General features: G+C 38.2%; 16 protein-coding genes and 1 pseudogene. All 17 read right to left on the bottom strand.

From position 1 onward, the window contains the following. Positions 1 to 117 precede the first annotated feature (117 nt). The 17 genes and pseudogenes from O3603_RS10420 to O3603_RS10340 all read right to left on the bottom strand — a co-directional run bounded on the left by O3603_RS10420 (position 118) and on the right by O3603_RS10340 (position 23344). Positions 118 to 1521, bottom strand: coding sequence for a P-loop NTPase fold protein (locus tag O3603_RS10420; protein WP_371522691.1), 1404 nt, complete (start codon positions 1519 to 1521; stop codon positions 118 to 120). Positions 1522 to 1561: 40 nt separating this feature from the next. After that, positions 1562 to 3454: an AAA family ATPase gene (locus O3603_RS10415; protein WP_371522690.1), complete on the bottom strand. Its 1893-nt coding sequence runs from the start codon at positions 3452 to 3454 to the stop codon at positions 1562 to 1564. A gap of 17 nt (positions 3455 to 3471) precedes the next feature. Beyond that, a complete protein-coding gene (locus tag O3603_RS10410; protein ID WP_371522688.1) occupies positions 3472 to 6903 on the bottom strand; it encodes an Eco57I restriction-modification methylase domain-containing protein in 3432 nt (1143 codons plus the stop codon). Positions 6904 to 6912: 9 nt separating this feature from the next. Next, entirely contained in the window at positions 6913 to 8307 is a 1395-nt protein-coding gene (locus O3603_RS10405) for an RNA-binding domain-containing protein (protein ID WP_371522686.1), read from the bottom strand. 6 nt (positions 8308 to 8313) lie between these two features. Continuing rightward, on the bottom strand, positions 8314 to 11586 hold the full coding sequence (locus O3603_RS10400; RefSeq protein ID WP_371522684.1) for a helicase-related protein: 3273 nt from the start codon (positions 11584 to 11586) through the stop codon (positions 8314 to 8316). A 4-nt stretch (positions 11587 to 11590) separates the two neighbouring features. Continuing rightward, positions 11591 to 11812 (bottom strand): helix-turn-helix transcriptional regulator, encoded by a 222-nt coding sequence (locus O3603_RS10395; protein WP_019969092.1) that lies wholly within the window; start codon positions 11810 to 11812, stop codon positions 11591 to 11593. 258 nt (positions 11813 to 12070) lie between these two features. Further along, on the bottom strand, positions 12071 to 12487 hold the full coding sequence (locus tag O3603_RS10390) for a hypothetical protein (protein ID WP_371522682.1): 417 nt from the start codon (positions 12485 to 12487) through the stop codon (positions 12071 to 12073). Continuing rightward, a pseudogene (locus O3603_RS10385) lies at positions 12484 to 13802 on the bottom strand (tyrosine-type recombinase/integrase). Before O3603_RS10385 ends, O3603_RS10390 begins: the two are co-directional and overlap by 4 nt. A gap of 28 nt (positions 13803 to 13830) precedes the next feature. After that, positions 13831 to 15060, bottom strand: coding sequence for a tyrosine-type recombinase/integrase (locus O3603_RS10380; protein WP_371522680.1), 1230 nt, complete (start codon positions 15058 to 15060; stop codon positions 13831 to 13833). A 756-nt stretch (positions 15061 to 15816) separates the two neighbouring features. After that, a complete protein-coding gene (locus O3603_RS10375) occupies positions 15817 to 16227 on the bottom strand; it encodes a hypothetical protein (protein ID WP_287315770.1) in 411 nt (136 codons plus the stop codon). A 14-nt stretch (positions 16228 to 16241) separates the two neighbouring features. Continuing rightward, positions 16242 to 17555: a ribosome biogenesis GTPase Der gene (der, locus tag O3603_RS10370; RefSeq protein ID WP_314518473.1), complete on the bottom strand. Its 1314-nt coding sequence runs from the start codon at positions 17553 to 17555 to the stop codon at positions 16242 to 16244. A gap of 311 nt (positions 17556 to 17866) precedes the next feature. After that, positions 17867 to 18748 carry a GTPase Era gene (gene era / locus O3603_RS10365; RefSeq protein WP_155716733.1) on the bottom strand — a complete coding sequence of 294 codons (882 nt, stop codon included), beginning with the start codon at positions 18746 to 18748 and terminating at the stop codon, positions 17867 to 17869. A gap of 77 nt (positions 18749 to 18825) precedes the next feature. Beyond that, complete coding sequence (locus O3603_RS10360) at positions 18826 to 19845, bottom strand: beta-ketoacyl-ACP synthase III (RefSeq protein ID WP_155716734.1); 1020 nt, start codon at positions 19843 to 19845, stop codon at positions 18826 to 18828. Positions 19846 to 19847: 2 nt separating this feature from the next. Further along, entirely contained in the window at positions 19848 to 20033 is a 186-nt protein-coding gene (gene rpmF / locus O3603_RS10355) for a 50S ribosomal protein L32 (RefSeq protein ID WP_004382259.1), read from the bottom strand. Between the two features lie 22 nt (positions 20034 to 20055). Then, positions 20056 to 20577, bottom strand: coding sequence for a DUF177 domain-containing protein (locus O3603_RS10350; RefSeq protein ID WP_287315782.1), 522 nt, complete (start codon positions 20575 to 20577; stop codon positions 20056 to 20058). A 169-nt stretch (positions 20578 to 20746) separates the two neighbouring features. After that, positions 20747 to 21913 carry a HAMP domain-containing sensor histidine kinase gene (locus tag O3603_RS10345; RefSeq protein ID WP_287315784.1) on the bottom strand — a complete coding sequence of 389 codons (1167 nt, stop codon included), beginning with the start codon at positions 21911 to 21913 and terminating at the stop codon, positions 20747 to 20749. A 192-nt stretch (positions 21914 to 22105) separates the two neighbouring features. Then, on the bottom strand, positions 22106 to 23344 hold the full coding sequence (locus O3603_RS10340; protein ID WP_371522677.1) for a hypothetical protein: 1239 nt from the start codon (positions 23342 to 23344) through the stop codon (positions 22106 to 22108). Between the last annotated feature and the right edge of the window lie 714 nt (positions 23345 to 24058).

Below are 24058 nucleotides of genomic sequence, written 5' to 3'. Positions count from 1 at the left end.
AATAGTATAATTTCATTGAACCATTTTCTTCCCATGTAAGTTATAGATAGTAATAACCATACGTGAATGAACTATATCAAACATTGTTATTGTCGGTTATAGAAATAATGTTCGTTTCTATTTATGCAAAGCCGACAAATTTATACATTTAGAAAGTTTATCCAGTAAGAACTGGAAGTGATTTACAAAATTCGTATCTCTCAACAACTCCATAGCATCTCGATCCACATAATCATAAACATGAACGTCTATCTTAGAAATCACTTCTGAGAAATCGCCTTCTATTCTATAATTAGTATCATCTATCTGTATTGAGCGTTTATCTTCATATGCCATTTTATACAAAGGGAACATTAGTTTAACATATTCCCTTTCATACTCGTATTTTTCCCTTATGTTTTCGTAACGTCTTGTTGTAAATTGCAAATCCTGTGTTATTTGGTTAATTGACATGCCACACTCTACCATATAAATAATTAACTGAAATATGGGTAATGATGTTGTAAAGTGAAACTGCTTGAAACTAAAAGTATCAGACTGCAGACGGTCGAATGTATCAAACGTTGCTAATTTCTTCAAATCACGAAGAGAAGCCTTGTGCAATTTTGCCATGAAATTTGTATATGTTGGCAAATGATTAGGTATTTCCAATGATTCTGCTAGTTTACTTTTAATTTCCTTTACCATATAAGGCAATATACTATATCTGAACGGTTCACGAGAAAGGAACTTACTCATATATCCTTCATAACAAGCCTCCTCGCCATAGAAATGCTGGAATATGTACTTCGTAGTATCATAATCCATTACCAACACTATGTTATGAAATCCAAATTTGTTACCAACCTTGTCGGGAGATGAAGGATTATCTATGTGCGCACTGATAACATTGAGTATTCTGAAAAGGTGCTTGGGATCTAAGCGGTCTAAGTCTTCTATTATCAAGACAGGCTTTTTCCTTTTCCAATCTGCGCCATTCGTTGCATGGTCATAACTTATCCATTCAATGGCATTTCTTATCAGTTTGGTATATCCATCCTCCTCATAAATACTACCTTTCGTATTGGCAAATTCTGCCAAATACTTATCAGATGTATGTTTCTTTTCTTTATATAATTTCTTTTTCTCACAGAATTTATTAAAAATTTTATTATAAAATTCACCCATTGGAACAAATGAAAGAAGAAAAGAAACTACAGATACCAAGTCTTCAAAACAGAAGATAGAGTCAAATAAAGCTTCCATATCAATATTATCAAGGAAGCCTCTTTCTTGCAATTGTATAATGATATCTCGTTTGATATATTCAAACACGTCTTCATTTTTGGCAACAGAATTGTTTATCGGATAGATTGTAAAGAATTCATATTCCTCTTTCAAGTTGTTCCTCAATTCGTTCAGCAAATAAGTCTTCCCATCTCCAAACTTAGCAGACAGAATAATCCTATCTGTAGTCTGGAGGTATTGTGCAAAGTCTTTTATCTTATCTGATATGTCTATAGTGTTAATTTCTATCTTCATACTTATTAATTTCTTTACACTATAAGTGCTATGTTAACCTTTATGAGATTATTAGACCACTTTTATCTTCCAAAATATCTAAAAGAGATTTTTTATCTTGTATTTGCAGTTTATTACAGATATAGTTATAGGCTTGATATATTGAATCAAAACCTTCATCTACGTTTTCGTCTCCTAAATTTGAAATAATTTTTTTGACCGTACATTTACAAAAATACGAAAGTTTTTTATTACCATTATACTCTATAAATTTCAAGTCATCTCTACGTCTTATTCTGACTGTGTATTTTTTATTTGTGGAATCAACCACAGAGAAAGACAGGTCTTTCTTACAATTTATACTTTCTGATCTCTTTATTTGAGAAAGAACTTCTATAGCATGCAAACATCTTTTTATTTCATTTCTATAAAAAGGTGAAGTTATATCATTATGAGCAGTTGCATTCATAAACAAATCCTTATAGATTTTCAAGTCCTTAAAGGGGGCATAATCAATTTTTTCTTTACAACAGAATTCTTCTAACGAGAGAATTTGTTGGTCAAGACTTTTATTTTCTGTCAAACCTGTTTGTATATTCTCTATTATCCTATATGAATCAGGAAGTAACTCCTTTAAGCACTGCTCACACAATTGTCGCAATAATGTTCCACATCTAAAATAGTCATGTCTTTTATATGCCTCATGTGCATCTTTTATCTTAGACGTTGTTTCTGGCATAAATTCTGGTTTCAGGGGTGAATCTAAATCATTTAGATATAATCCACCAAAATTCCATTCATCTTTAGAATATTGTGTTTCTATTATCCGTTTTAGAGTATGATAAAATAGTCTATCATGTGTAAATAAATATATTTTATATTTATCAGCAACTTCATCTAATAAATATCTAATCACTTTCATACGATTACTCATATCGAGACTGATTAGCATATCATCAAGAGCAAGAAAGCGACCATCTTGAGCTGTTATCGTGTCTAATAACGAAAAACGGATTGAAAGAACAATAGCTGTCAACTTGGCTTCATTGAAATAGCTTTGAGGCTTGCTAATATATCTTAAGCTTCCATCTAAAAGTATTTCTGAAATTCTGAGTCTAATAACAGGCTCCAATATCTCCAGACTATTACTTTTCTTTACAAGACGACCTACTCCTGCTTTGCTTTCTTTTATGTATCTATATCCCAACCGTAACCAGTAAGACTTGTCGATTTGAGGAATTTCATCCAAAGAATTATCATATATTAATTCTATTTTGAGTTTTAAATCACCTTCATTTATAAAATAAGAATTATAAATTTTCGAAGCGGTACCTGAAGGACTATTTACATTAATATGGTCTATCACTGTTTTTACTTCATTATTAAACTCTTCAATTTTATTCTTATAATCAACTGTAATATGTGTACTATTTCCTTTTCGCTGAATTCCATTTTTTACTTCGTCGTAAACTTGACTAATAAATTTACTTTTAGTTTTTGTAAGAGTAAACGGCAAAATATCCTTGATAAACACCGGGAACAAATCTATATATTGGGAATTCCTAAAACTGAAGAAGTTAAAAAGAAACTTGTGATTGATGAACACACATTTACCGTTTAAATCCTTGATAGGTGAAGTTGGTTGTTGAATAGACTCCTCGTAACCATTCTCAGAAATGTTATAAGTAATATCACTATTTTCAAATTTCACAGAAACTTTTGGAACCGGCGTTTCAGTCATGGTATTTACAATACACTCGTCTGAGTTTTTATTGAAATACTTTTTAATATCATGACATTGACTTTGCAACAGTGCATGTAAGGCATAATAGATAGAGGATTTGCCACTTCCATTCTCACCGTACATTAATAAGTTTTTCCCATCAAGATTCAGATTAAATTCTTTTGGAAAAGCCTTAAATCCATTAATTGTTATTTTAGAAATCGAAGCCATCTTTAGGATATTAAGTATTAATGTTGAATAATTATTTTCAGAATCTCCGGACTCCGTGAAACGAAAAGTGACAGTCTTGTCCGCACGGGATTATCTGATTTATAAAGAGTATCAAATGCTTTGCTGATAGTTGTAATGATAGATTCTTCTGATAGGTCATTAAAAGGTTTAATATACTCAAATAGATACTCTATGATATTTATGTCTCGTTCCTGCATATGTTCTCCGAAGAAAAGTTCGTAAACACAACCGTCTATAATCTGTTGAAAAAACTCTCCTACGAATTCATTCCCAATAGCCTTATCTACTTGTGCAGAATCTACATTTTTTAAAAACGCCATATAATCATAGAGCGTTTCCAGTAATTCCTGTTCCTTATTCTCTGCTTTTGGTATGTATAGTTTCCTTACATTGACAGGTTTTACCTCCGCAAAAGTTCTTCCTTCTTCTTGGGTCAGCTTTTTATACATATAGTCTGTTACACAAGAATTAAGAACAGTTGCAATATATTTATATGTGAAAAATTCTGTATTCTTCTTAAAAACAAGTATGCTATTTAGAACAAAATACCCCTCTTCATCATAAACACAACGGATGCAATCTGAAGTTTGGCGCATAATTATTTTTGGTTCGGTAAAAAGATTTACATAGCGTGGCCAATGAAGACACCACCACGGTAAAACCCCTTTTTGGGTTTCACGTTTTTTAGAAAGTTGCTCTTCAAACTGTTGCAAATATTTGTATATATTAGGATATTGTGGAATATCTGCTTGCTTTGTAGAATATATAATCAAATTATTAGTATCTACTAAATTATACTTCTCTATCTCTGAGCCTACTAATATCTTTCGCAATGCAGTAATTTCAAATTCTCGCTCAATAGCCTCATCTTTAGTAATCCTAAATATCTTATCTCCACCCGTGGAAATACCACTTGCCATCTCTTCGGCTATTGCATCAATAGTAACTCCATGGGACCTGATACTATCTAAAATGTTTATATCGCTATTTGACATTCCTATAACCATTGCTGGAACGGATTTTTGCTTTTCAATACTGATATCTTCAATCTTTTCATCCCACTTAATGTTCTTTACATTAAATTGACGATAATCGGAATAAGCAATATTATAATTAACTGTTTTCTCTGTGTTTGCCACAAAAATACAAGTTGGAACATCGGCATTTTCAAATGTATTGTCTCCAAGATTAATGGCGCGCACTAACGTGTGTTCCTCGGCAAGTAACCTTCGAGTTTTCTCATTCTCATTTTGAAATAAGATATTGTTGGGGACAATATAAGACACAACTGCCCTTTCCTGCTTACACAAGTTAAAAGCAAGCGAAGTGAAATAGCAAAATGTTTCTGGCGTTCGCATGTGCACATCGGCATATTTATCCTTGAACATTTGTTTTTCGAATGTCGTAAGTTTTGCCCCGTAAGGAGGATTTCCTATAATCACGTCAAATCCAGTGAAGGTACCAATGTCGTCCAATAAAGCGGGGAACTCAAATCGCCACTCAAAAGCGTTTTCATAAATTTTACTATTCTCTATATCGGTTTGCTTCTTGAGAATGGTATTTAATTGTTTCTTTAATACTTTTACTTTTTGCTTTTCTGCTTTTGATAATTCAAACAACATTGGAGAGTCATAGTCTGCTAACTGTTTTTTTAATCTTTTTATCTTTAAGAGTTCTCTGTCTGTGAGTTTATATTTAAACGTCTGTTTAACCTTTTCTATTATTGCTTTGAATTCAGCCTTTCGCGTATGGTCGGAAGTATTTGTATATTTATAGACCATACTCTTGTATAATTCCAATGATAGTTGTTGATTTTCAGAAACATTCTGATTATATTCCACAAGCACATCATCAATCTGTATATCCATTGGATAACGATAGGTGAGTGAATTTCCACACATTATCTTATAATCAAGGTTAGGCAGTGGCTGCGGAATCGTTTCATCGACCACCAAAGCCAACCAGAAGCGGAGGCGGGCTATATCTACCGCACCCTGCTCTATATCCACTCCAAAGATGTTATTCTGTATAATGTCGCGTTTTACCTTTGCATGAGAGAAATCTTCCAGGGACTTCAGAAAACCGTAGAGCTGCATACGGGCATGATAGAGTACATTGAGTACGCCCATAGGAAAGGCACCGGAACCAATGGCAGGGTCGCACACCTTTACAGTTTTGAGCAGATTGTATACCTCATTGGCATTGGTCTTGTTTTGAAGTTTCACATCAACAACTCCCTGCTTAATCAGAGTTTCGACAGACGAGTATAATTGTTCAGCAACATGAGATTTCAGATACTGCACAATGGTTTCACGGCACATATACTGGACTATTTCCTTTGGCGTATAGAATGCTCCCTTGTCCTTGTTGTCTTCCAACAGGTTCTCGAAGATATGTCCCAACATCTCTGGGTCGATACCCACTTCTGCATCATCGGGATCGTTTTCGTCGATGGTGAAATTGTATTCTGAAAAGAATTCCATCAGTTCTTGAAAATAGGAGTAAGGAAAATCTATATCCCTATTGTCCAAAGCATCTTTGTCAAAAAGACCGCCATTCAGGTAAGGTATCTTGATATTGTCGCCAAGACGAGAATTGGCAATGTCATCGGGCCTGGCTTCATTAAGCGTATTGAAGAAAAGCGGTTCCAGCACATCGCTCAATAATCTGTCGTTGTCCTTATAATGCTCAACAAGTTTTTGCATATATGCTTTGTCACCACCTTCCCATGCTTTGCTACTTGCAGGTACGCCCATCCAGCCTTTTTTCTGCAAAAATTGCAGGAAGACGAGACGACCGAGTAGTTTTTTCACATAGTCGCGATTGTCCTTTGCATTTCCTGTAAGGAAATCACAGAACTTCTTATAGCGGTCTTTATACCCTTTGAAGAAGTCCTTGTTGAGTCGTTCTACGGAGAAAGCATCGGTAACATCCGATAACAGAACGTTCTCTTTCTTCACTAATTCATATAAACGGATGGCTGCGGTAGTACATGGTTCATTTCCGCCCAATAGGAATGTGTAGCGTTTAGGGGCTGTTTCTTTTGTTTGAAACTCTCCCGCCTCATTGAGTACAGTAGTCTTTGAAACAAAGGTGAGGCGATAGTCAGTCTGTTTCCTTGAATAATAGAAAACCAATATTCCATGGATGATGTCTTGGTCAATATATCTTATGGCTATATTGCGTAGTCCTTTTCTATTGTGGGCAATGTCAATATTGTCGGCAACTTCTATGACAAAGAGTGCCAACGAACGGTTGTCATCAAGACGTATCGTTCCTATTTGTCCGCCGCTTTTTACAGACTTGTCTTCTATGGCGTTTGGGATAGAAAGATAGTCAATCTTATGAAACATTCTCCCAAGAATGGTTTTCCATGCTTCAAGATTGAAATTCTCTTTCAATTTATTTTTTAGTTCAGCTTTATCCATATATCTTCTTTATTTTTGTTCGTTTTGTTGAATGACAGTATTAAGTAATAGCAATCCCTTTTCCGTAAGTTTGTACTTTTGTTGGGGGTGATTGGGCTTATCGGAGTATAGCATCTCTATCCAGCCTTGCTGCATAGCTGGGAGAATGAATTTCTTTTTAAAATACCAATGAGACTTATACATTTGCTTATACACTTGCTTATACACTTGCAGTATCTCATCAACAGATAGTATCTGCTTATTTATACTGATTATCAAATATTTAAGTTGCAAACTAACTTGTACACTATCTTCCACGTCATTAGTGGTATACTGTCGTTGATACTTCTTAGAGATTGGGAAAGTAATACGTATAAAGTTGTCTGTAAAGACGAAGCACTCTGCACCATAGGCTCTGAGTATGCGAGGAACTCCAGACCCCAAAGACTCTACTAACTCCAGGTCTCTATAGACACGCATTAACTCTTTATTGCGTGGAATGGAAATGCCATTAAAGAATTCTTCACGACTCAATGACTCTGGCAACCGTCCCGCAGACGTAATCTCAATGCGATCTGGGAAGATTTCAAACTTGGGTGGCACCTCAAATGAATAGTCATTATGTACAATGGCATTGACAACTGCTTCACGCAAAGCTATCTTATCCCATAAAGGATACTCTGTGCGTTCTGCAGGTGTGATAGTTGCAAAGACTTTATTCTCTATATCTAATTTTGCCAAGATACTCTTTGTTGCCTTAATTAACGAACAGTATCCATATTCATTATTTTCTATTAGCTCACATCTATCAAGGCTTGAGTATTTAGCAAGTTTTATAGAGTTGTTATTCTCATCAGCTAACAAATAAGCAACATAGTTAAGCTTATCATTCTCTGTCAACAGTTCCAAGCTACGTTTGAAGTTATCGTTAAGTCGTTTGCCTCGCTCGTCATAATAAATACGAAGCTGTTCGAAAGATAAATCCTGTCTGTTAGAGATAATCTTTCCAATGGAGTTTCGTGTTCGCATCGCAAACAGTCTGTCAATTTGCTGTTGCTGCATAGGCTCAGCAGAAGTACCTATCCGAATGAATGTCCCTTTGGAAGTCATACCATACTTGGACTTGAAATAAGGTTTCTCAATGCCACTTGCAATCGTTATCTTTACAATGGGACAGCCGTTCCGTTCTTCTTCTGATATATCAAAAAGCCCCATAACTGAGGGTGAGATATTATTTTTGATACGATCCTTTAGCTGTAACATACAAGTATCAACATCATCTACTCCTACTGTATTTCCATCTTTATCTACACCTATATATATGTAGCCACCTTCCTTGTAGTTCAGGAAGGCTATCACTTCCTTCTCTATATCCAAATCAGGGGTAAGCCATAACTTGTATTCTATACGATTTGTCTCATTCATACTCCATCAAGAACAGAAGCTTTCAGAAATGATAACTTCAGGATTAAACAACTCTCTCCGTTGCTGCCCATCTAGCGTAACATTAACAGGAGCCGTATTTTGCTCTGTTACCAAAGGATAAGATGACAGGATTTGTATCATCTGTTCAAGAAGAACAGAGCGTTTAACAGGGGTTTTCTTTGTTATAGTTTTCAGTTTGTTCACCTTTCGCTGCAACTGTTGGAACCGACCCGTCGTAATCGCCCTCTTCGCTTGTCGAATTAACTCTGCCTCCTTTGCATCAATATTTGGAATCGTAAGAAAGCTATCCAAATAGGCTATTGCTCTCTTCTCGTTAGGTCCTTGTGTTGGGTTTACTTTTAGCGTATTCCCCTTTTCTGCCTCAGCTCTCTCCGAAAAGAAATCAAGAGCTTTCCCTACTTGGGAATAATGAAGTTCATGTAGCGGAATAGCCTTTTCGTCAACATCAGCCTTAAACATCTTAACTGCCTCAAGAAAAGTAAGTTCTTCCAATCTTCCATCTTTATGGATAAGCGTGAAAGCATCTCGTTTTTCGTTACGAATAAACACCAATGTTGAGTGGTCTGCATTGGTAGCAATTCTACCAACCCGAGCACGCAAAGGCATTTTCTCTATGGCTCTCAACAAATCGGGATGCTCCTCCTTTTGCTTTCTTAACCACATCAGATAGCCTAACTTCTCGTCGCGTTCTTCTTCAAGGTTCTTATCAAACAAGCCAAAACTCTCTGGATTTTCCTCTTCTGAATATATTTGACTATCCTCTCCTAAAGCAGCATGAAAAGCAAAGAGCTTCATCTTGGCTTTGTTTTCAAGTTCTATATCATTATTTACTTCTTTCGTAGGGAAGAAATTGTAAATATAAACATCCTTTGCAGTACTCCCTATACGGTTCACTCGCCCAATACGTTGCATTAGACGTGTAGAGTTCCATGGCGTGTCATAATTAACGATCACATTGGCTCGATGCAAGTTGACACCTTCAGCTAGCACTTCTGTTGTCAGCACAATGTTGTAATTATCTTTCTTATATCCTTTATAATTTGCATCGAAGTTTGCACTTACTAAAGGCATCTTTTCTGTACGGTTGCTGCTTTCAACCGATAAGACCTTGTCATATCCTTGTTTTTCTAACTCTTTCAATAGATAGTCTGTTGTTTCTTTACTTTCTGAGAAAACTACTAATTTCCCCTCACGATTAATGGACTTGTCAAACAATTGATTTTTTAGTTTGTCAAGAAATACATCCAGTTTGGGGTCATAGTTTATCTTATCCCATTCAGTTACCAAATCTTCCAATACAGCATTATCGTGTTTCAACCCATCTAAATAAATAGGTTTGACAAAGTCTTCTGGTGTATAGACATCTATTGTGGAATCATTGTAAGGGGATTGTTCAATTAGTTTTATCAACTCCTCCTCTTTGCCTTCGCTTAGGAGTTCATTAACCTTTAGCTTAGGCGCAATATAAATCCTTCTATTTTCAAACATCTTGAGCATGACACAGTTTGACTGATAGTATCGTTTTAGTGATTGTTTGAAAGCATAAAAACTACTATCTAACCGCTTCACAAGTAAGGTTTTCATAATCTTTGCCAACTGAACGGAAATCATATCGGCCTTTTTGTATTTCTTTTTCTTTTCCTTATTAAGATATTTAATGGCTTGATATCTGAAATAAGTCAGACCCTCCTTCTCATCGCTCAACACCTTGATGGTCTTGTCATAAAGTTCGTTCAACTGCTTATCTAATTTATAATATAGTGGCTGTGGTTGATGAACCTTGGGGAATGCAACACCTTGTGTGTCTAAATCAATCTTGTATGCTTCATTCTCTAAAAGGTCTGTGCGGGTGCGACGTACCATCAATGGTTCTACAACTTTTACACGTATCTTCTCGTAAATGTCTCTAATTTTAATTGCTATGATTCTGCTGTCTTTTTCTCCTTTTACCTTCTTATAAGCATCTATCTGCTCTCTGAAGAAACGTTGTAGGTTTCCTTCCTCGAGTGTACTATCTTTCGAGTCCTGAAACAGATATACAAGATTGGCTATATCTTCTGGCTTATTGTTCAACGGTGTTGCTGAGACGAGAATTACCTTCTTACTATATAAGGTTCCATCCGCATGATGATGGCAGCAAGGAGTCTTGCATAACTTCTGCAGTTCGTTATACATAGAAGCAGTGTCTGTACGGAACTTATGGGCCTCATCAACTATGATTAAGTCGTAGAGAGACGCGTCTTTTATTTTGCTTATACTTCCATTTGTAACAATCCTGTAATTATCTACCTTGAATTTAGACAGGGTTTCCTCCCAACTCTCTTGTAAAGCAGGTGGGACGATGACCAATACATGAGAATGGTATGCTGGGAAATCATTGGCATAGAAAAATTTCTTAGCTATTAAAGCCGCAACAACAGTTTTTCCTAATCCGACGACATCAGACAGGAAAAAACCATTATGTTTCATCATCTTGGAAAATCCATCATTTACAGCATCAACTTGATAAGATAGTCTCTTAAAACCTTTTGGTAACTCAGATAAGGAATTAGGATCGAAATCTATACGTTTCCCAAAATATTCCAATAAAAACTTCAAATATACTTCATAAGGTGTGAAGTTAGGATTCAAGTATGACTCATTTTTTATCGTTTCTATATGCGTCAAGTCTATCTCTACAGACTCTTTCCACAAACGTTCGAATGTTTCGGTAGCAAATTGGATATCATCATCATAACGCAACTCAACATTAAACTCAAAATTCTTTTCAAGTCCTGCATCAGTCAAATTACTTGAGCCTGTAATGACCGAGCCATATCCGTGCGGATGATATATCTCTTCCCTAAATATATAAAGTTTAGCATGGATATTTTGTTTAGGATGAATGCGCATTTCTATTTTTCCTGACATGATATCTTTTATAAATTGGCACATCCCTTCCTCTACATCCTTATCATACCGAGCTTCTTGAATATTCTTTTTCAATTCATGAAAGAATTCTTCTTGTGCTTGCCCTTCATCTGGATTAAACAGGAGTCCTTGCTGGTTAGCTTGAGCCGTAAGCTTATCAACATTAATGCCTACAAGAAACCTTATCTTCGGTGTTTGCTCTATAAACTTCCTAATCTTAAAGTAACCAGAAGCACGGAAATAGCCAACAAGTACATCAAAAAAATGTACTTTCTTATATTTGAATACACCTTCTATTTTCTCTAAAAGTGTATTTTGATTCTCATTCGTAAAGAAATTAGTTTCCATTGGTTTAATCTTTTGTTGATTTAATCAATAATCTTACATCCACATCCAGAATCTGTGCGATTTGTCCCAATATGGCAATTGTTGGCTGTGTTTTGTTTTGACACCAACGAGAAACAGTATGCTCCGTCTTACCCAATTGCTCTGCAAGCCATCTGTTCGTTCTTCCCTGTTCAACAAGGACAATTTTTAAGCGATTCCTAACGCTTGTTTGTTCATTGTTTGACATTTCATTACAATATATTGCTTACAAAGATAACAAACTATTTGAAAAAACACAAGTTTTATTCTTAAATTGTTTTACAATCAGTTTTTTGCTGCATTACTTTATATACAATACATTTTACAGGAGTAGAATGTAGCCAATTGGTAGTAATAGTTATTTCATCTCCTAACTACGCCGTAATCCATTTTCTTTCACCGCTTTAACTCTTATTGTAGTAATGTAGTAAGATATAATCGGTGAAAGAAAAAGGAAGTATTATCATCAATTATGCGTGTTGCCTATCAGGAATATCGGTGTTATCATGGATGCTGATTTCTGCAACTTCTGACAGACGTACTTTCTGAACAAATGCGCTTCCGTGCTGTCCAACAGAAAGGACAGGGCAATGATGATAGGAAGCGGATAGAGTGGCGCATAGCCTTTCAATTGTCTGCTGATAAAAATAGGCTCTTCACTTGCACCCCTCTCATCGGGATGCAAGGTGGAGGATTTCATAAGTGTTTGCAACCCATGATTAAGTTTTCTCCACGTTACTCCGAAGAACCTTGTAAGTTCTCCCTCTGTCATGGCTATGTCTCCGATTCCCTTGCGGACAATCTGCATATTGCAGCCCCAATCAAAATAACTGCGATGATTCTCCGTGCTAGTCATAGTTCTTAGTTTATAGTTCGTATTCATGCCGTTTCCTCCTTTCTGCCATTTGAATTGACAACAAGCGGGATTGTCTTTGTGTCTGTCGCTGCTTCCACATCTGCATTTACGGTAGTCTTGTCCTTCGCCTTGTACTTGGCTATAAGCCTGTCCATATCCTCCGAAATCTTGTTGTCCGTTACCTGCGCATAAATCTGCGTGCTTGATATGGAGGCGTGTCCCATCATCTTGGCTATACTCTCGATAGGGATACCTGCGTTCAGACTCATCGTACCGAAGGTGTGGCGAGCCATGTGGTAGGAAAGTCTTTGGCGGATACCGCATGCCTTTCCACGATGCTCAGTCTGGTATCCATGACACTACGGCTGCAATTACGGTGAAAGACAAGGTGGGCATCTTTTTTTTTCACCGTCTGCTGTTCCTCGCTTCTTTCCTGCTCTTTCCGACAATGACTGATGATGGCTTCCGCTATGGGATGTAACGGCACGATCAACTCAACCTTGGTCTTCTGGCGCTCCTTGCGGATATACTTCTGTCCGTCAGCTGTCGTTTGGATATGCTTGTTTTCTAAATTCTCCATGTCTGAGATAGCCAAGCCTGTAAAGCAGGAAAAGATGAACATCTGTCTTGCCAACTCTGTTTCCTTGTCGTTCATCTTCATTGCCATAAGTTTCATCACATCGCTCTTTTGCAGAAAACGTATCTTCTTTTCCTCCTTTTCATACTTGGCATTCTCAAACGGATTGCAGCGGATAATCCTCTTGCTGACCGCACGGAACATCAGTCGGCTCAACCAGCAGAGGTTGCTGTTGATGGTGGATGCTTTCAGTCCACGCTTTTTGAGAAAGAAGCGGTATTCCTCGAACAAGTTCTCTGTAATGGCTCCGATGGGTATGTCCTGCATTCCTTTGTTTTCGACAAATTCACGGAGATTTCTGTCAGAATAGAACAGATTCAGATAAGTTCCCTCTGCCCTTGAACTGCCTACGCTCTCCTTGACGGATTGCAATTCTGCCTTACTCATGGCAAGGAGCGTTGTCGGATTAGTGGCAATGCCTTGTAAGCGGTTCTTGATAAGTTCCACACTTACCACTCCTTCCCTCGTCAGTATGTCCCGATAGGTTTTTTCTATCAATTCCCTGAACTCATTGATTCTTTGGTTGGTCTTCTTATTGGTTGTTAAACCCTGTTTGGTGTTCCACTCGGAGGGATTGCACTCTTCGCCTGTGCGAATAGTTGTGTTCTTTCCATCGATGGTGATACGGCAGAGAATGGCGGTATTGCCGTCTGTCTTAGTTTTCTGTCTGTTGATATAGAACAGTATCTTGAATGTACTTCTCATAATGATTTTAGTTTTAATATGTCTATTGCTAAATACTCATCTGCATATCCTCTGTGAAAGAAAGGAAACGATTAAACTCCTCAAAGAGTTTTTGGGGTGTGACCTTTGCATAGCGTTCAGTCATGCTTATGTTCGAATGTCCCAGCATCTTGCTCACCGTCTCAATAGGCACGCCCTGCTCAAGCGTGATAAGCGTGGCAAAGGTGTGTCTTGCGGTATGCGTGGTAAAGGAAAACAAGATACCCACACGAAGCCGTAGGGCTTTCAAGTATGATTGGTAAGTAGCATATCCCATGAAAGGGAGCAATGCTTCCCTTTCTTCGCTGTAGAGCTTCTCCATCAGCCGTATGGCTTGGGGCAGCAGTTTGACACGGCATAGTACACCTGTCTTGTGGCGGTTGAACTTTAACCATAAACTCCCCTCGTCATCACGGAAAAGATGCTTCTTGCCAAGTCCCATCAAATCACAATAAGCAGCACCTGTATAACAGGCAAAGAGGAAAATATCCCTTGCCGTTTCCATATCCTCCTCCAAGTCCTCAAAGTTGAGAGCCTTCAATTTGTCTAATGCTTCCTTGTCCAATGCTTTGGGCAGTCTCTTGTCGCCCTTGCTGATTTTAGCTTTGTCAAATAGAAGAACATCAGCCAATCCCTCACGATAAGCCAACCTGCATACCGTCTTCAAATGCATGGCTGCATTATAGAATGTGCTTTCTTGAAAACCGCACTCACCTAAGAAATACTGCCCAAACTCATAGATAAAGTTCTCTGTGAGCTGTGAGAAAGCCAAGTCTGTTACCTTGTACTTCCGTTGAATAAACTTCTGCAAATGAATTCGGGTAGAGTAATAGCCGTGTATGGCTCCTTTCTTGATGTCGATACCAACATGGTTTTCCTTCTCCTTAATGAGCATATCCAGCCTTTCAATGAGCATGCATCGTGTCTGTACGCTCCCTTGGAACAGCTCTTTCACATCGGCTGCATCAAATGGGCAACCTTTGGATAGCAGAGATTGATAAGCCGACTGAACAGACAACAGTAGATTTTCCAATTTACCATTTATCTCCACCGCCTCACGACTCTTGCCGTCCATTCTGCTCTCTCGTGGATTCCACAAGTCGGGGTTGCAGGAGAGTTTACAACTGAACTGTGCAATACTCCTTCCAAGTGTAATACGTCCCATGATGGGAGCCTTGCCCGACTTGTCAAGACCGCTCTTTTTGAGGTAGAGCAACACCTTCATTTTCTCTTGTTTCATACGCTTTAATTTTTATGGGCAAAGTTACCCGAATTAAAGCGTTCCTCACTTATGCAGAAAACTGCCGACCGCAGCAACAGCCACACGAGCGAAAATAATTCAGTTACCGAACATTACTCCATCGTTACCTATGACGAAATCGGGTAACGCTTTGGTAACTGAACTTCTGCCTAAATCTGCATATTCCTACTCTTTACGAATTGTGCAGTATTATGCAAATAACTCCATTTCTTGCTCATTATCAGTCAGTTTACACCAACTTCTACTTTTCTTCCTTTTCAAGGATTAGTTGCCAGCGTATCTCTTATTGCTTACAAGCCTATCCCACATTGTTTTCTAACGCATTCCGCATTAGTTCCCAACCTATTCCGCATTGTTTTTCTGCGTGTTCTGCATTGTTTTTGAACGTATCTAATTGTATTATCTAAGTGTGATAAAGTTTTATCACGCTTAGATAATTAATTATCAGACTTAGATAATACTTTATCACACTTAGATAATATAAAAACATACGTGTTCCACAAATGCGAGATACGCACGCAAATAATATAAGATACGTATGAATTGAATACGAAATCAGCATAGGATCGCAAGAACATAGGCGTCTAACGCAGACAAAAAGTGGATGTTGCGGTGCGAAATCTAGGGTAAAATCAGGATGAGGCAAGTGTGTTAGGGAGTCACCTCCCGTATGAAGGAGCATAAAAAAGAGGATATACTTGCCAGTAGATCCTCATTTATAAGATAGTAAGACGATTATCTCAGAATCCATTTCCCACGCTCTTTCACCATCGGCACAACCACTTGTTCTGTGGTTTTATCACCATAATGGAAGAGGAGGAATACGCTAGCTGTGTTATCTTTAGCTGAGAAGTTGGATGCACCTAAGGATATGGAATCGATACCATGATGCAGACTATCTTGCTGAGTCACAAACTGCTTAAGATTGAGCAATAGCTGCTTTCTGTAGCCATCAGGCAGGTTATTGGTACGATTCTCATTATTGAGGAACGCCTCGTAATCGCCTTTTAGGAGTTGCTCATAATAGTGCTTTGCCGCTTTGGCTGCTAGCTTTCCTTGATCAATATCCTGTTTCTTCCCGCCGCAAGCTGCTAACAGTAACGTTACAACAATGAGAAGACATGATGAAACCTGCTTCATTGACATAGACAACTTATCTATTACTTTTGACGGATGAATACATTTATGGGGCAACCATGTAGGTTCCAATTCTCACGTAACTTATTTTCTAAGAATCGACGATACTGCTCCTTAACATATTGTGGGAGGTTCGCATAGAAGACAAAGGATGGGATTTGCGTGTTCGGCAGTTGTGAACAATACTTTATCTTGATATACTTACCCTTGACTGACTGTGGTGGGGTTGCCTCTATGATAGGCAACATGACCTCATTCAGTTTGGTTGTACCTATGTGAGCCTTACGATTCTGATACACCTCCTTAGCGGTCTCTAACACCTTAAAGATGCGCTGCTTGGTGAGAGCCGATGCGAAGATAATTGGGAAGTCAACAAATGGAGCCATACGACTACGGATTGCATTGACGAAGGTGTCGATGACCTTTTGGTCCTTATCTGGCACCAAGTCCCACTTATTGACCACAACAACCAAACTCTTATTATTACGCTGGATCAGTTGGAAGATATTCATGTCTTGCGACTCAATACCACGTGTGGCATCCAACATAAGAATACATACATCGGCATTCTCTATGCTTCGGATGGAACGCATTACGCTATAGAACTCTAGGTCTTCCGTTACCTTATTCTTACGACGGATACCCGCAGTATCTACAAGATAGAAGTCGAAACCGAACTTTGTATAGCGTGTATAAATACTATCACGTGTGGTTCCTGCTATCTCTGTCACAATGTTACGATCCTCACCAATGAAGGCATTAATAATACTTGACTTGCCTGCATTAGGTCGACCAACGACGGCGAAGCGTGGGATGTCCTGATCGATTGTCTCATCAGGTGCGTCTTTCAACTTCTCAAGAAGTGTGTCCAGCAAGTCGCCTGTACCGCCACCTGTTGCGGCACTAATACATATAGGATCACCTAGACCGAGCTTGTAAAACTCAGCAGCCTGGTAATATTCGCCGCTATTATCCACCTTATTAGCAACGAGCAATACGGGAAGTTTCGTGCGACGAAGAATCATAGCAACATCTTCATCCCAATCAGTAACACCCGTCTCAGTATCCACTAAGAACAGGACGAGGTCGGCCTCTTCCGTAGCAACGAGTACTTGCTTACGGATTGCATCCTCAAATATATCATCCGATTTAACAACCCATCCACCCGTATCAACAACGGAAAACTCGCGTCCATTCCACTGACATTTACCATACTGACGATCGCGCGTTGTGCCTGCCGTATCGCTCACAATAGCATGACGAGTTTGGGTCAAACGATTAAAAAGAGTGGACTTACCAACGTTAGGGCGTCCCACAATAGCTACTAAATTTGCCATTAATATTGGTCTTTTCCCTCCTCATAACTCAGTTCTAACACTGATAAATAAATTATGAAAAGGCGCCGGATATGGTCAGGCATCCGATGAATATTTGCCGAGGATGACCTTTCCCCAGCCCTCACATTGTGTGAGAGTGTGCCCTACTAAGCAGTCAGGGCGATTTATTTTCTTATTATCAAGGAAGCTATTAGCTTTGTATTAGCCCAATGAGCCTTATTAGCCTTATTAGCCCAATAAGGCTAATAAAATCTCTCCCCAGCCTATCCCGTTAGGCTCTCTCCCCCTTTCACTGGAGTCGGAGGGGGCTTTTACTCTGGATTATACCCAAAGTTATTCAATTCCTTCTGAGAGTTACGCCAATCCTTATCAACCTTAACAAAGGTTTCTAGGAATACCTTCTTATCAAAGAAACGCTCGAGACTCTTTCGTGCTTCTGTTGAGACTTTCTTCAGTGCCATACCCTGATGACCGATGATTATACCCTTCTGACTGCTACGTTCCACATAAATGATAGCATTGATATGAATCTGTCGATCGTCTTCCTTAAAACGCTCAACAACAACCTCAACAGAGTAAGGAACCTCCTTATCATAGTAACGGAGTATCTTTTCACGGATAATCTCCGACACAAAGAATCGGGCTGGCTTGTCCGTCAATTGGTCTTTATCAAAGAACGCAGGACTATCTGGTAACAACTCATGAATACGTTTCATTAAGATGTCTGTACCAAACTTATTCTTTGCAGAGATAGGGAGTATTTCAGCATTCGGGAGTAACTTATGCCACCGTCCCACAAGGTCGCCAAGTTTCTTCTGGTCGCTCTCATCTATCTTGTTAATAAGCAGAATGACAGGGATTGTCATCTTTGAGACTTTCTCCAAGAAGTCCATATTCTTCTCTGGGTCTTCAACAACATCTGTCACATAGAGTAGGATGTCAGCATCAGCTAAGGCTGATTCAGAAAACTGAAGCATCATCTCCTGCATCTTATAATTAGGCTTCAATACGCCTGGCGTATCAGAGAACACAATCTGAGAATCGTCCGTATTAACAATACCCATAATGCGGTGACGTGTTGTCTGTGCCTTAAAGGTAGCAATACTAAGTTTCTCACCAACGAGCTGATTCATTAGTGTGCTCTTACCAACGTTCGGGTTGCCAACAATGTTTACGAATCCTGCTTTGTGCATAATGGTTACTTCTAAAAAAACGCATCAATCTTATAGGAAAAGAAAGATGCGTTTTTATTATATGATAACTTAGAGTCTTATTTCTTAACCGCTGCTGAATTTCCGTCGTATGCCCACTTATAATAAGAAGCACCATTAACGAAACCAGCTCCGAATGCCGTAAAGATGATGTTATCACCTTTCTTTAGCTGTGACTCAAAATCCCAAAGAACGAGAGGCATGCAGGCTGCACTGGTATTACCATATCGCTGGATATTTACCAATACCTTCTCCATTGGAACGCCAATACGCTTTGCGACTGCTTCTATGATTCGTAAGTTAGCTTGATGACAAACAACGTAATCAACGTCATTCTGTGTCAAACCATTACGCTCAAGCAATGCTGCACAATCATCACCCATTGCTGTTACAGCATAGCGGAAGACTGTGCGACCTTCTTGATAGGTATAATGCAAACGATGGTCTACCGTAAAACGAGATGAAGGACATACAGAACCGCCTGCCTTAACATGCAAGAAAGGAAGTCCCTTACCATCTGTGCGATGATAAGAATCTATCAAACCGATTCCCTCCTCTTCTGTACCTTCAACCATAACAGCACCTGCACCATCACCGAAAAGCGGACATGTCGCACGATCACGATAATCAGTAATTGACGACATCTTATCTGCACCAATAACGATAATACGCTTATGGCGACCGCTTTGAATCATGTTGCAGGCTACATCAAATGCATACATGAAACCACAGCAAGCTGCAGCAAAGTCAAATGCGAAAGCATTCTTCAAACCTAACTTTCCTAATACAATTGATGCTGTAGAAGGATGAGGATAATCAGGGGTCGTAGTGGCTACAATAACAGCATCAATGCTGTCTGGGTCTGCACCAGTCTTCTTCATCAGAAGCTTAGCAGCCTTTCGAGCCATATAAGAAGTACCAAGTCCCTCCTCTGTCAGGATTCTGCGCTCCTTAATACCAGTACGTGTGGTAATCCACTCATCATTGGTATCAACCATGCGCGACAATTCCTCATTGTTGAGGACATAGTCTGGCACGTAACCTGCGACACCCGTTATGATCGCATTGATTTTACTCATATTTATTCAGCTGTTTCCTTTACGACAGCAACTTTACCACGATAGTAACCACAAGTAGGGCAAACTGTGTGGTAAACATAATAAGCACCACAATTAGGGCATACTGCCAATGTAGGAGCTACTGCCTTATCGTGAGTTCTTCTCTTGAGTGTACGAGTCTTTGACTGTCTTCTTTTTGGATGTGCCATAATTCTTTAAACGTTTAATATATTATTCTTTCAATTTTAATAGAGCTTCCCAGCGCGGATCCATCGGAGTTTCGTCTTCCTCCTGACCACTTCGGGTGGCAGAGTACTCTTCAAGAGTACGTATCATGGCAGAGTTGCATTTTCCAGGTGCATGCACATGCCTGATAGGGATTGCGAGAGCTATGAATTCGTAGAGGTACCATGTAATATCGAGTATTCCTTCGTCCTCGGCCACCATTACAAGGTCTTCCTCTTCTGAGTTTTCTGTTCCTAATTTCACTTCGAGACGTTGTGTTGTCTCTATGGGCTGCTCCATTAAGTCAAGACAGATATCACATGGAACCATTACCACGCCTGTCTCATGGAAGTCCAGGGTAAAGAAATCATTTCCTGTACGCATAATATCCAATAAAACACGCACTTTCCCCTGACTCACTTCAGGAGCTTCAACTGCCTTAAAGTAAGTGTCATCAAGGTCAAACTCAAGGTGATTAGCACCTTCATTAAGACCTTTCAAGTCGATTTTAAGGGTTTCTAAGTCCATAATCGGGTTGCAAAGTTACGAATATTTTTCTGATTATAAGCAAATTATAAGTAAAAAAGTAAACGTAGATAAGAGTAACGCCTCATAGAAAGGATATACACTTTATCACTAATATCTAGCTATAATAGCATTATAGAAGTCACACGTCTAAATATTAAAAGAGGATTTCCTAATCCTTCTTCAATTCAATTCTAAACGTAGTTCCTTTCCCTAACTCCGAGCTTTTCACAAAGATCTTACCATGATGATAATCTTCAACTATACGTTTAGCAAGACTTAATCCAAGTCCCCAACCGCGCTGTTTTGTTGTAAAACCTGGACGGAATACGTTCTTAATATTCTTTTTCTTTATACCTTTACCAGTATCTGAAATTTCAACAACAACTTTATTATCAAGTTGTTCAAGATGAAGGACTATTTGTCCACATTCCCCTCCCATCGCATCCACAGCATTCTTACAAAGATTCTCTATGACCCATTCAAATAACGAAGCATTCATTTTTATTATAATGTCTTCGTCAGGTAAATCTGCTATCATCTGTATTTTCTTAGAAGTGCGACGATCCATATAGTCAACTACATGGTCTAAGACCTCATTCATACTAGCTGGGACAGGTTCAGGAATAGAACCTATCTTAGAAAAGCGATCTGCAACAAGCTGTAATCTCTGCACGTCCTTATCTAATTCTGGGAGTAATTTATCATTGGGATATGTCTCCTTCAAAATAGCTAACCACGCCATTAAAGAGGATATAGGAGTACCCAACTGATGGGCTGTTTCCTTACTTAAACCTACCCAAACCTTATTCTGTTCCGCCCTTTTAGATGTCAATAATGCGAATATAGCAACAACAACAAAAAGCATTACAACACCTAACTGAATATAAGGATAAATAGCTATTCGTCTCAACATGAGTGATTCATCATAGCAAACTTCTATATAATCATTATGATTATTTGCCAATGGTATTCGAATAACTTGCCCCGCGGCCTTCATCTGCTGTGCTACTTTATTTACATATTTCACACTATCAGATTTATTACTAGCACTGATTTTCACATTTCGATACTCCGTGACCATACCATCCTTGCCCAGAACAACCACAGGTATCGTATTATTCTCATCTAAAACTTTTAATACTAAACTCAGGTCAGCACTATCATCGGCTTCACTCAATGTCCTCATAGCTTCAGCCCAAACCTCCATCTTACTTCTTTCTTGTTGCGCCAAATCACGTATCAAAGAATGTGAGATCAGCAAAGAGGCAACAGCAATAAAAATTGCTGCCAAAACTAATAATATCTTTACCTGTCTGATCCTATCTGTCCATTGCATACTTTAATAACGAGAAGATCTCATAATTATTACTTCCAAAAGCTCATGAAAAAGGATCAAATTGAAACGATAAGATTCATTGAGTATCATTTTCTTCTCTCCATTTAATCCCAACCAGCAAACTCCGCTTTCAATATTTTTTTCAAAGTAACGAGCTTGGGTATATCTAAATATGCTGGATTTATAAGATAACTACTCATCTTCTAAGTTATCACCCGATTTTACCATTGTTTCATACTCATGATAAACTCTCTCACATAACTTCTTATAGTCTGGAAGATTTAAGTAATTATTCTCCTCAAGATAAGACCTGAAAGCGCCTTCATAATAAAGCTCATGACCCAAAATCGATGTCCAATCTTGTCTGCCTTTAGCGCCTAACTGATAAAGATAATAACTGATATAAGCTACTATTTGAAATCGGTCTTGCTTCGTGAAAGCACTCACCCACTCAGGTTGTTCGTCTTCAGTCATCAACACGAATTGGGATAAATATGACTGAAGAAGATTTCCCCATACAAAATAACGTGCATCATTAACTGGTTGGTTGAGGATAGTTTTCAACAATCCTTCTCGAATCCCAACAGATGAATGTTTCGTATTCTTACAAGCAAAGGTATTTTCAAACATATAGACTTCCTTTTCCTCTTTGTATTTCGATAACATTTCATTCATTACAAGTCTGTTAATATCCTCATTCTTATCGTATCCATAATTATAAAATAAATTCGTGAGAAACTCTACATCATGTTTCTTTAACCATTGAAAAGCAATCTTATTATCGTGAAAGATAAACTCATTCTCATAGAAATACTTATCATCTACGAGATTAAGAACTAATTTCCCATGCCTCACTTTCGCTTTATATAACTTATCAGAGCCTTCATCTGTCAACCCTTCGATACGGACTGCATCTTCAATCACAGGAGACACACTCATAAGATAGTTATACTTTGGAATATAAATAAGGCACTTCCAAAAGTAATTAGGCTGATCAAAGGAGTCACATTGCATACTCTTAGCTTGTAGCATACGCTCTGCATAGTTACCACCCTTAAAGATAAACTTTCTAAACTGCAACTTTCCTAAAGAAAAATTACTCTGGGTTACATCAATATTGAAATACTTTAAGATCGCATTTCGCGCTGACTCATCATCAACTGGGCAGAAGCCTCTCTTGCGAAGTGCAACGTTCAGCAATTCAACAGCAACATCAGTATATTCAACTTGAGCTTTATTCGGAAAAGAGAGAATCCCACCATCTGACACTTCCCTCAAATCCAAATAATAAGACCTGATTTGCTTGTCATACATTTGAAGTATATCTTTCGATACTATTAGGGACTTTGGGGTAGTTCTCCTAACCATTACCTCCTGCTTAGGTATACCGCTACTAAACAACATTGCAGCAAGTAATAAAATTAAAGACATACTCGATCTCCATTTCATTGCTTTAAACTCCATAACTAAATCCAACACTAGGTTTTCCATCTAAAGATACCACTTCTGACTATAGAACAACTTTTGATACAAATGTAAGGATTAACTAGAAATCTTACAAATGTTTACTTACTTCTTTTTCATAAAACGCACGAACCATCTTACGTCTAAAGTCCTTCCACAAATAAAATCTATAAATAAGGGCTATAACATATATACAATTCAATTCTAAGCTCTCTAGGGAACTAATATTTCCACCTTTTACAATCTACAAGACACTCAAAAAATTGTGGCAAATTCTTCCCAATTTAATTACAAACAAAAATCAGTATGTCATAGAAATACTTATACTTTTTTCCTATCATAAAGCTCTATGAGTACAAGATTATCAGAGAAAAAACCGCATTAGTAACATTGCCGAATTGTACTAGGCGGAGAACAGAAATATAATTCATAACCTACGAATCATGCGCCTGTAGCCTATAACTAAATAAAAGGTACTATCGTTTTAAACAAAAAGTACTATCGTTTCACTAAAAACCAAGGTACGTTTTATTAAAAACGGAGGTACGTTTTATCAAAAACAGAGATACGTTTTACAGAAAATGGAGGTACGTTTCATCAGGAATGGAGGTACGTTTGAAGCAAGTCAATAAAACTATCTTAAGGCTTGTCTATGGCATTTCTGTAATTACTCTCCATCAG

The sequence above is a fragment of the Prevotella sp. 20925_1_30 genome (genome assembly GCF_041433025.1).
In the GTDB taxonomy this organism is placed as follows: domain Bacteria; phylum Bacteroidota; class Bacteroidia; order Bacteroidales; family Bacteroidaceae; genus Prevotella; species Prevotella vespertina.
The sequence above is the reverse complement of the archived record's forward strand: the minus strand, read 5'-3'. Positions and strand labels throughout refer to the sequence as shown.

Bases quoted from the DNA above. Each gene is read 5' to 3' on its own strand.
- O3603_RS10420 (WP_371522691.1), bottom strand. From the start codon at position 1,521: ATGAAGATAGAAATTAACACTATAGACATATCAGATAAGATAAAAGAC.
- O3603_RS10415 (WP_371522690.1), bottom strand. From the start codon at position 3,454: ATGGCTTCGATTTCTAAAATAACAATTAATGGATTTAAGGCTTTTCCA.
- O3603_RS10410 (WP_371522688.1), bottom strand. From the start codon at position 6,903: ATGGATAAAGCTGAACTAAAAAATAAATTGAAAGAGAATTTCAATCTT.
- O3603_RS10405 (WP_371522686.1), bottom strand. From the start codon at position 8,307: ATGAATGAGACAAATCGTATAGAATACAAGTTATGGCTTACCCCTGAT.
- O3603_RS10400 (WP_371522684.1), bottom strand. From the start codon at position 11,586: ATGGAAACTAATTTCTTTACGAATGAGAATCAAAATACACTTTTAGAG.
- O3603_RS10395 (WP_019969092.1), bottom strand. From the start codon at position 11,812: ATGTCAAACAATGAACAAACAAGCGTTAGGAATCGCTTAAAAATTGTC.
- O3603_RS10390 (WP_371522682.1), bottom strand. From the start codon at position 12,487: ATGAATACGAACTATAAACTAAGAACTATGACTAGCACGGAGAATCAT.
- O3603_RS10380 (WP_371522680.1), bottom strand. From the start codon at position 15,060: ATGAAACAAGAGAAAATGAAGGTGTTGCTCTACCTCAAAAAGAGCGGT.
- O3603_RS10375 (WP_287315770.1), bottom strand. From the start codon at position 16,227: ATGTCAATGAAGCAGGTTTCATCATGTCTTCTCATTGTTGTAACGTTA.
- der (WP_314518473.1), bottom strand. From the start codon at position 17,555: ATGGCAAATTTAGTAGCTATTGTGGGACGCCCTAACGTTGGTAAGTCC.
- era (WP_155716733.1), bottom strand. From the start codon at position 18,748: ATGCACAAAGCAGGATTCGTAAACATTGTTGGCAACCCGAACGTTGGT.
- O3603_RS10360 (WP_155716734.1), bottom strand. From the start codon at position 19,845: ATGAGTAAAATCAATGCGATCATAACGGGTGTCGCAGGTTACGTGCCA.
- rpmF (WP_004382259.1), bottom strand. From the start codon at position 20,033: ATGGCACATCCAAAAAGAAGACAGTCAAAGACTCGTACACTCAAGAGA.
- O3603_RS10350 (WP_287315782.1), bottom strand. From the start codon at position 20,577: ATGGACTTAGAAACCCTTAAAATCGACTTGAAAGGTCTTAATGAAGGT.
- O3603_RS10345 (WP_287315784.1), bottom strand. From the start codon at position 21,913: ATGCAATGGACAGATAGGATCAGACAGGTAAAGATATTATTAGTTTTG.
- O3603_RS10340 (WP_371522677.1), bottom strand. From the start codon at position 23,344: ATGTCTTTAATTTTATTACTTGCTGCAATGTTGTTTAGTAGCGGTATA.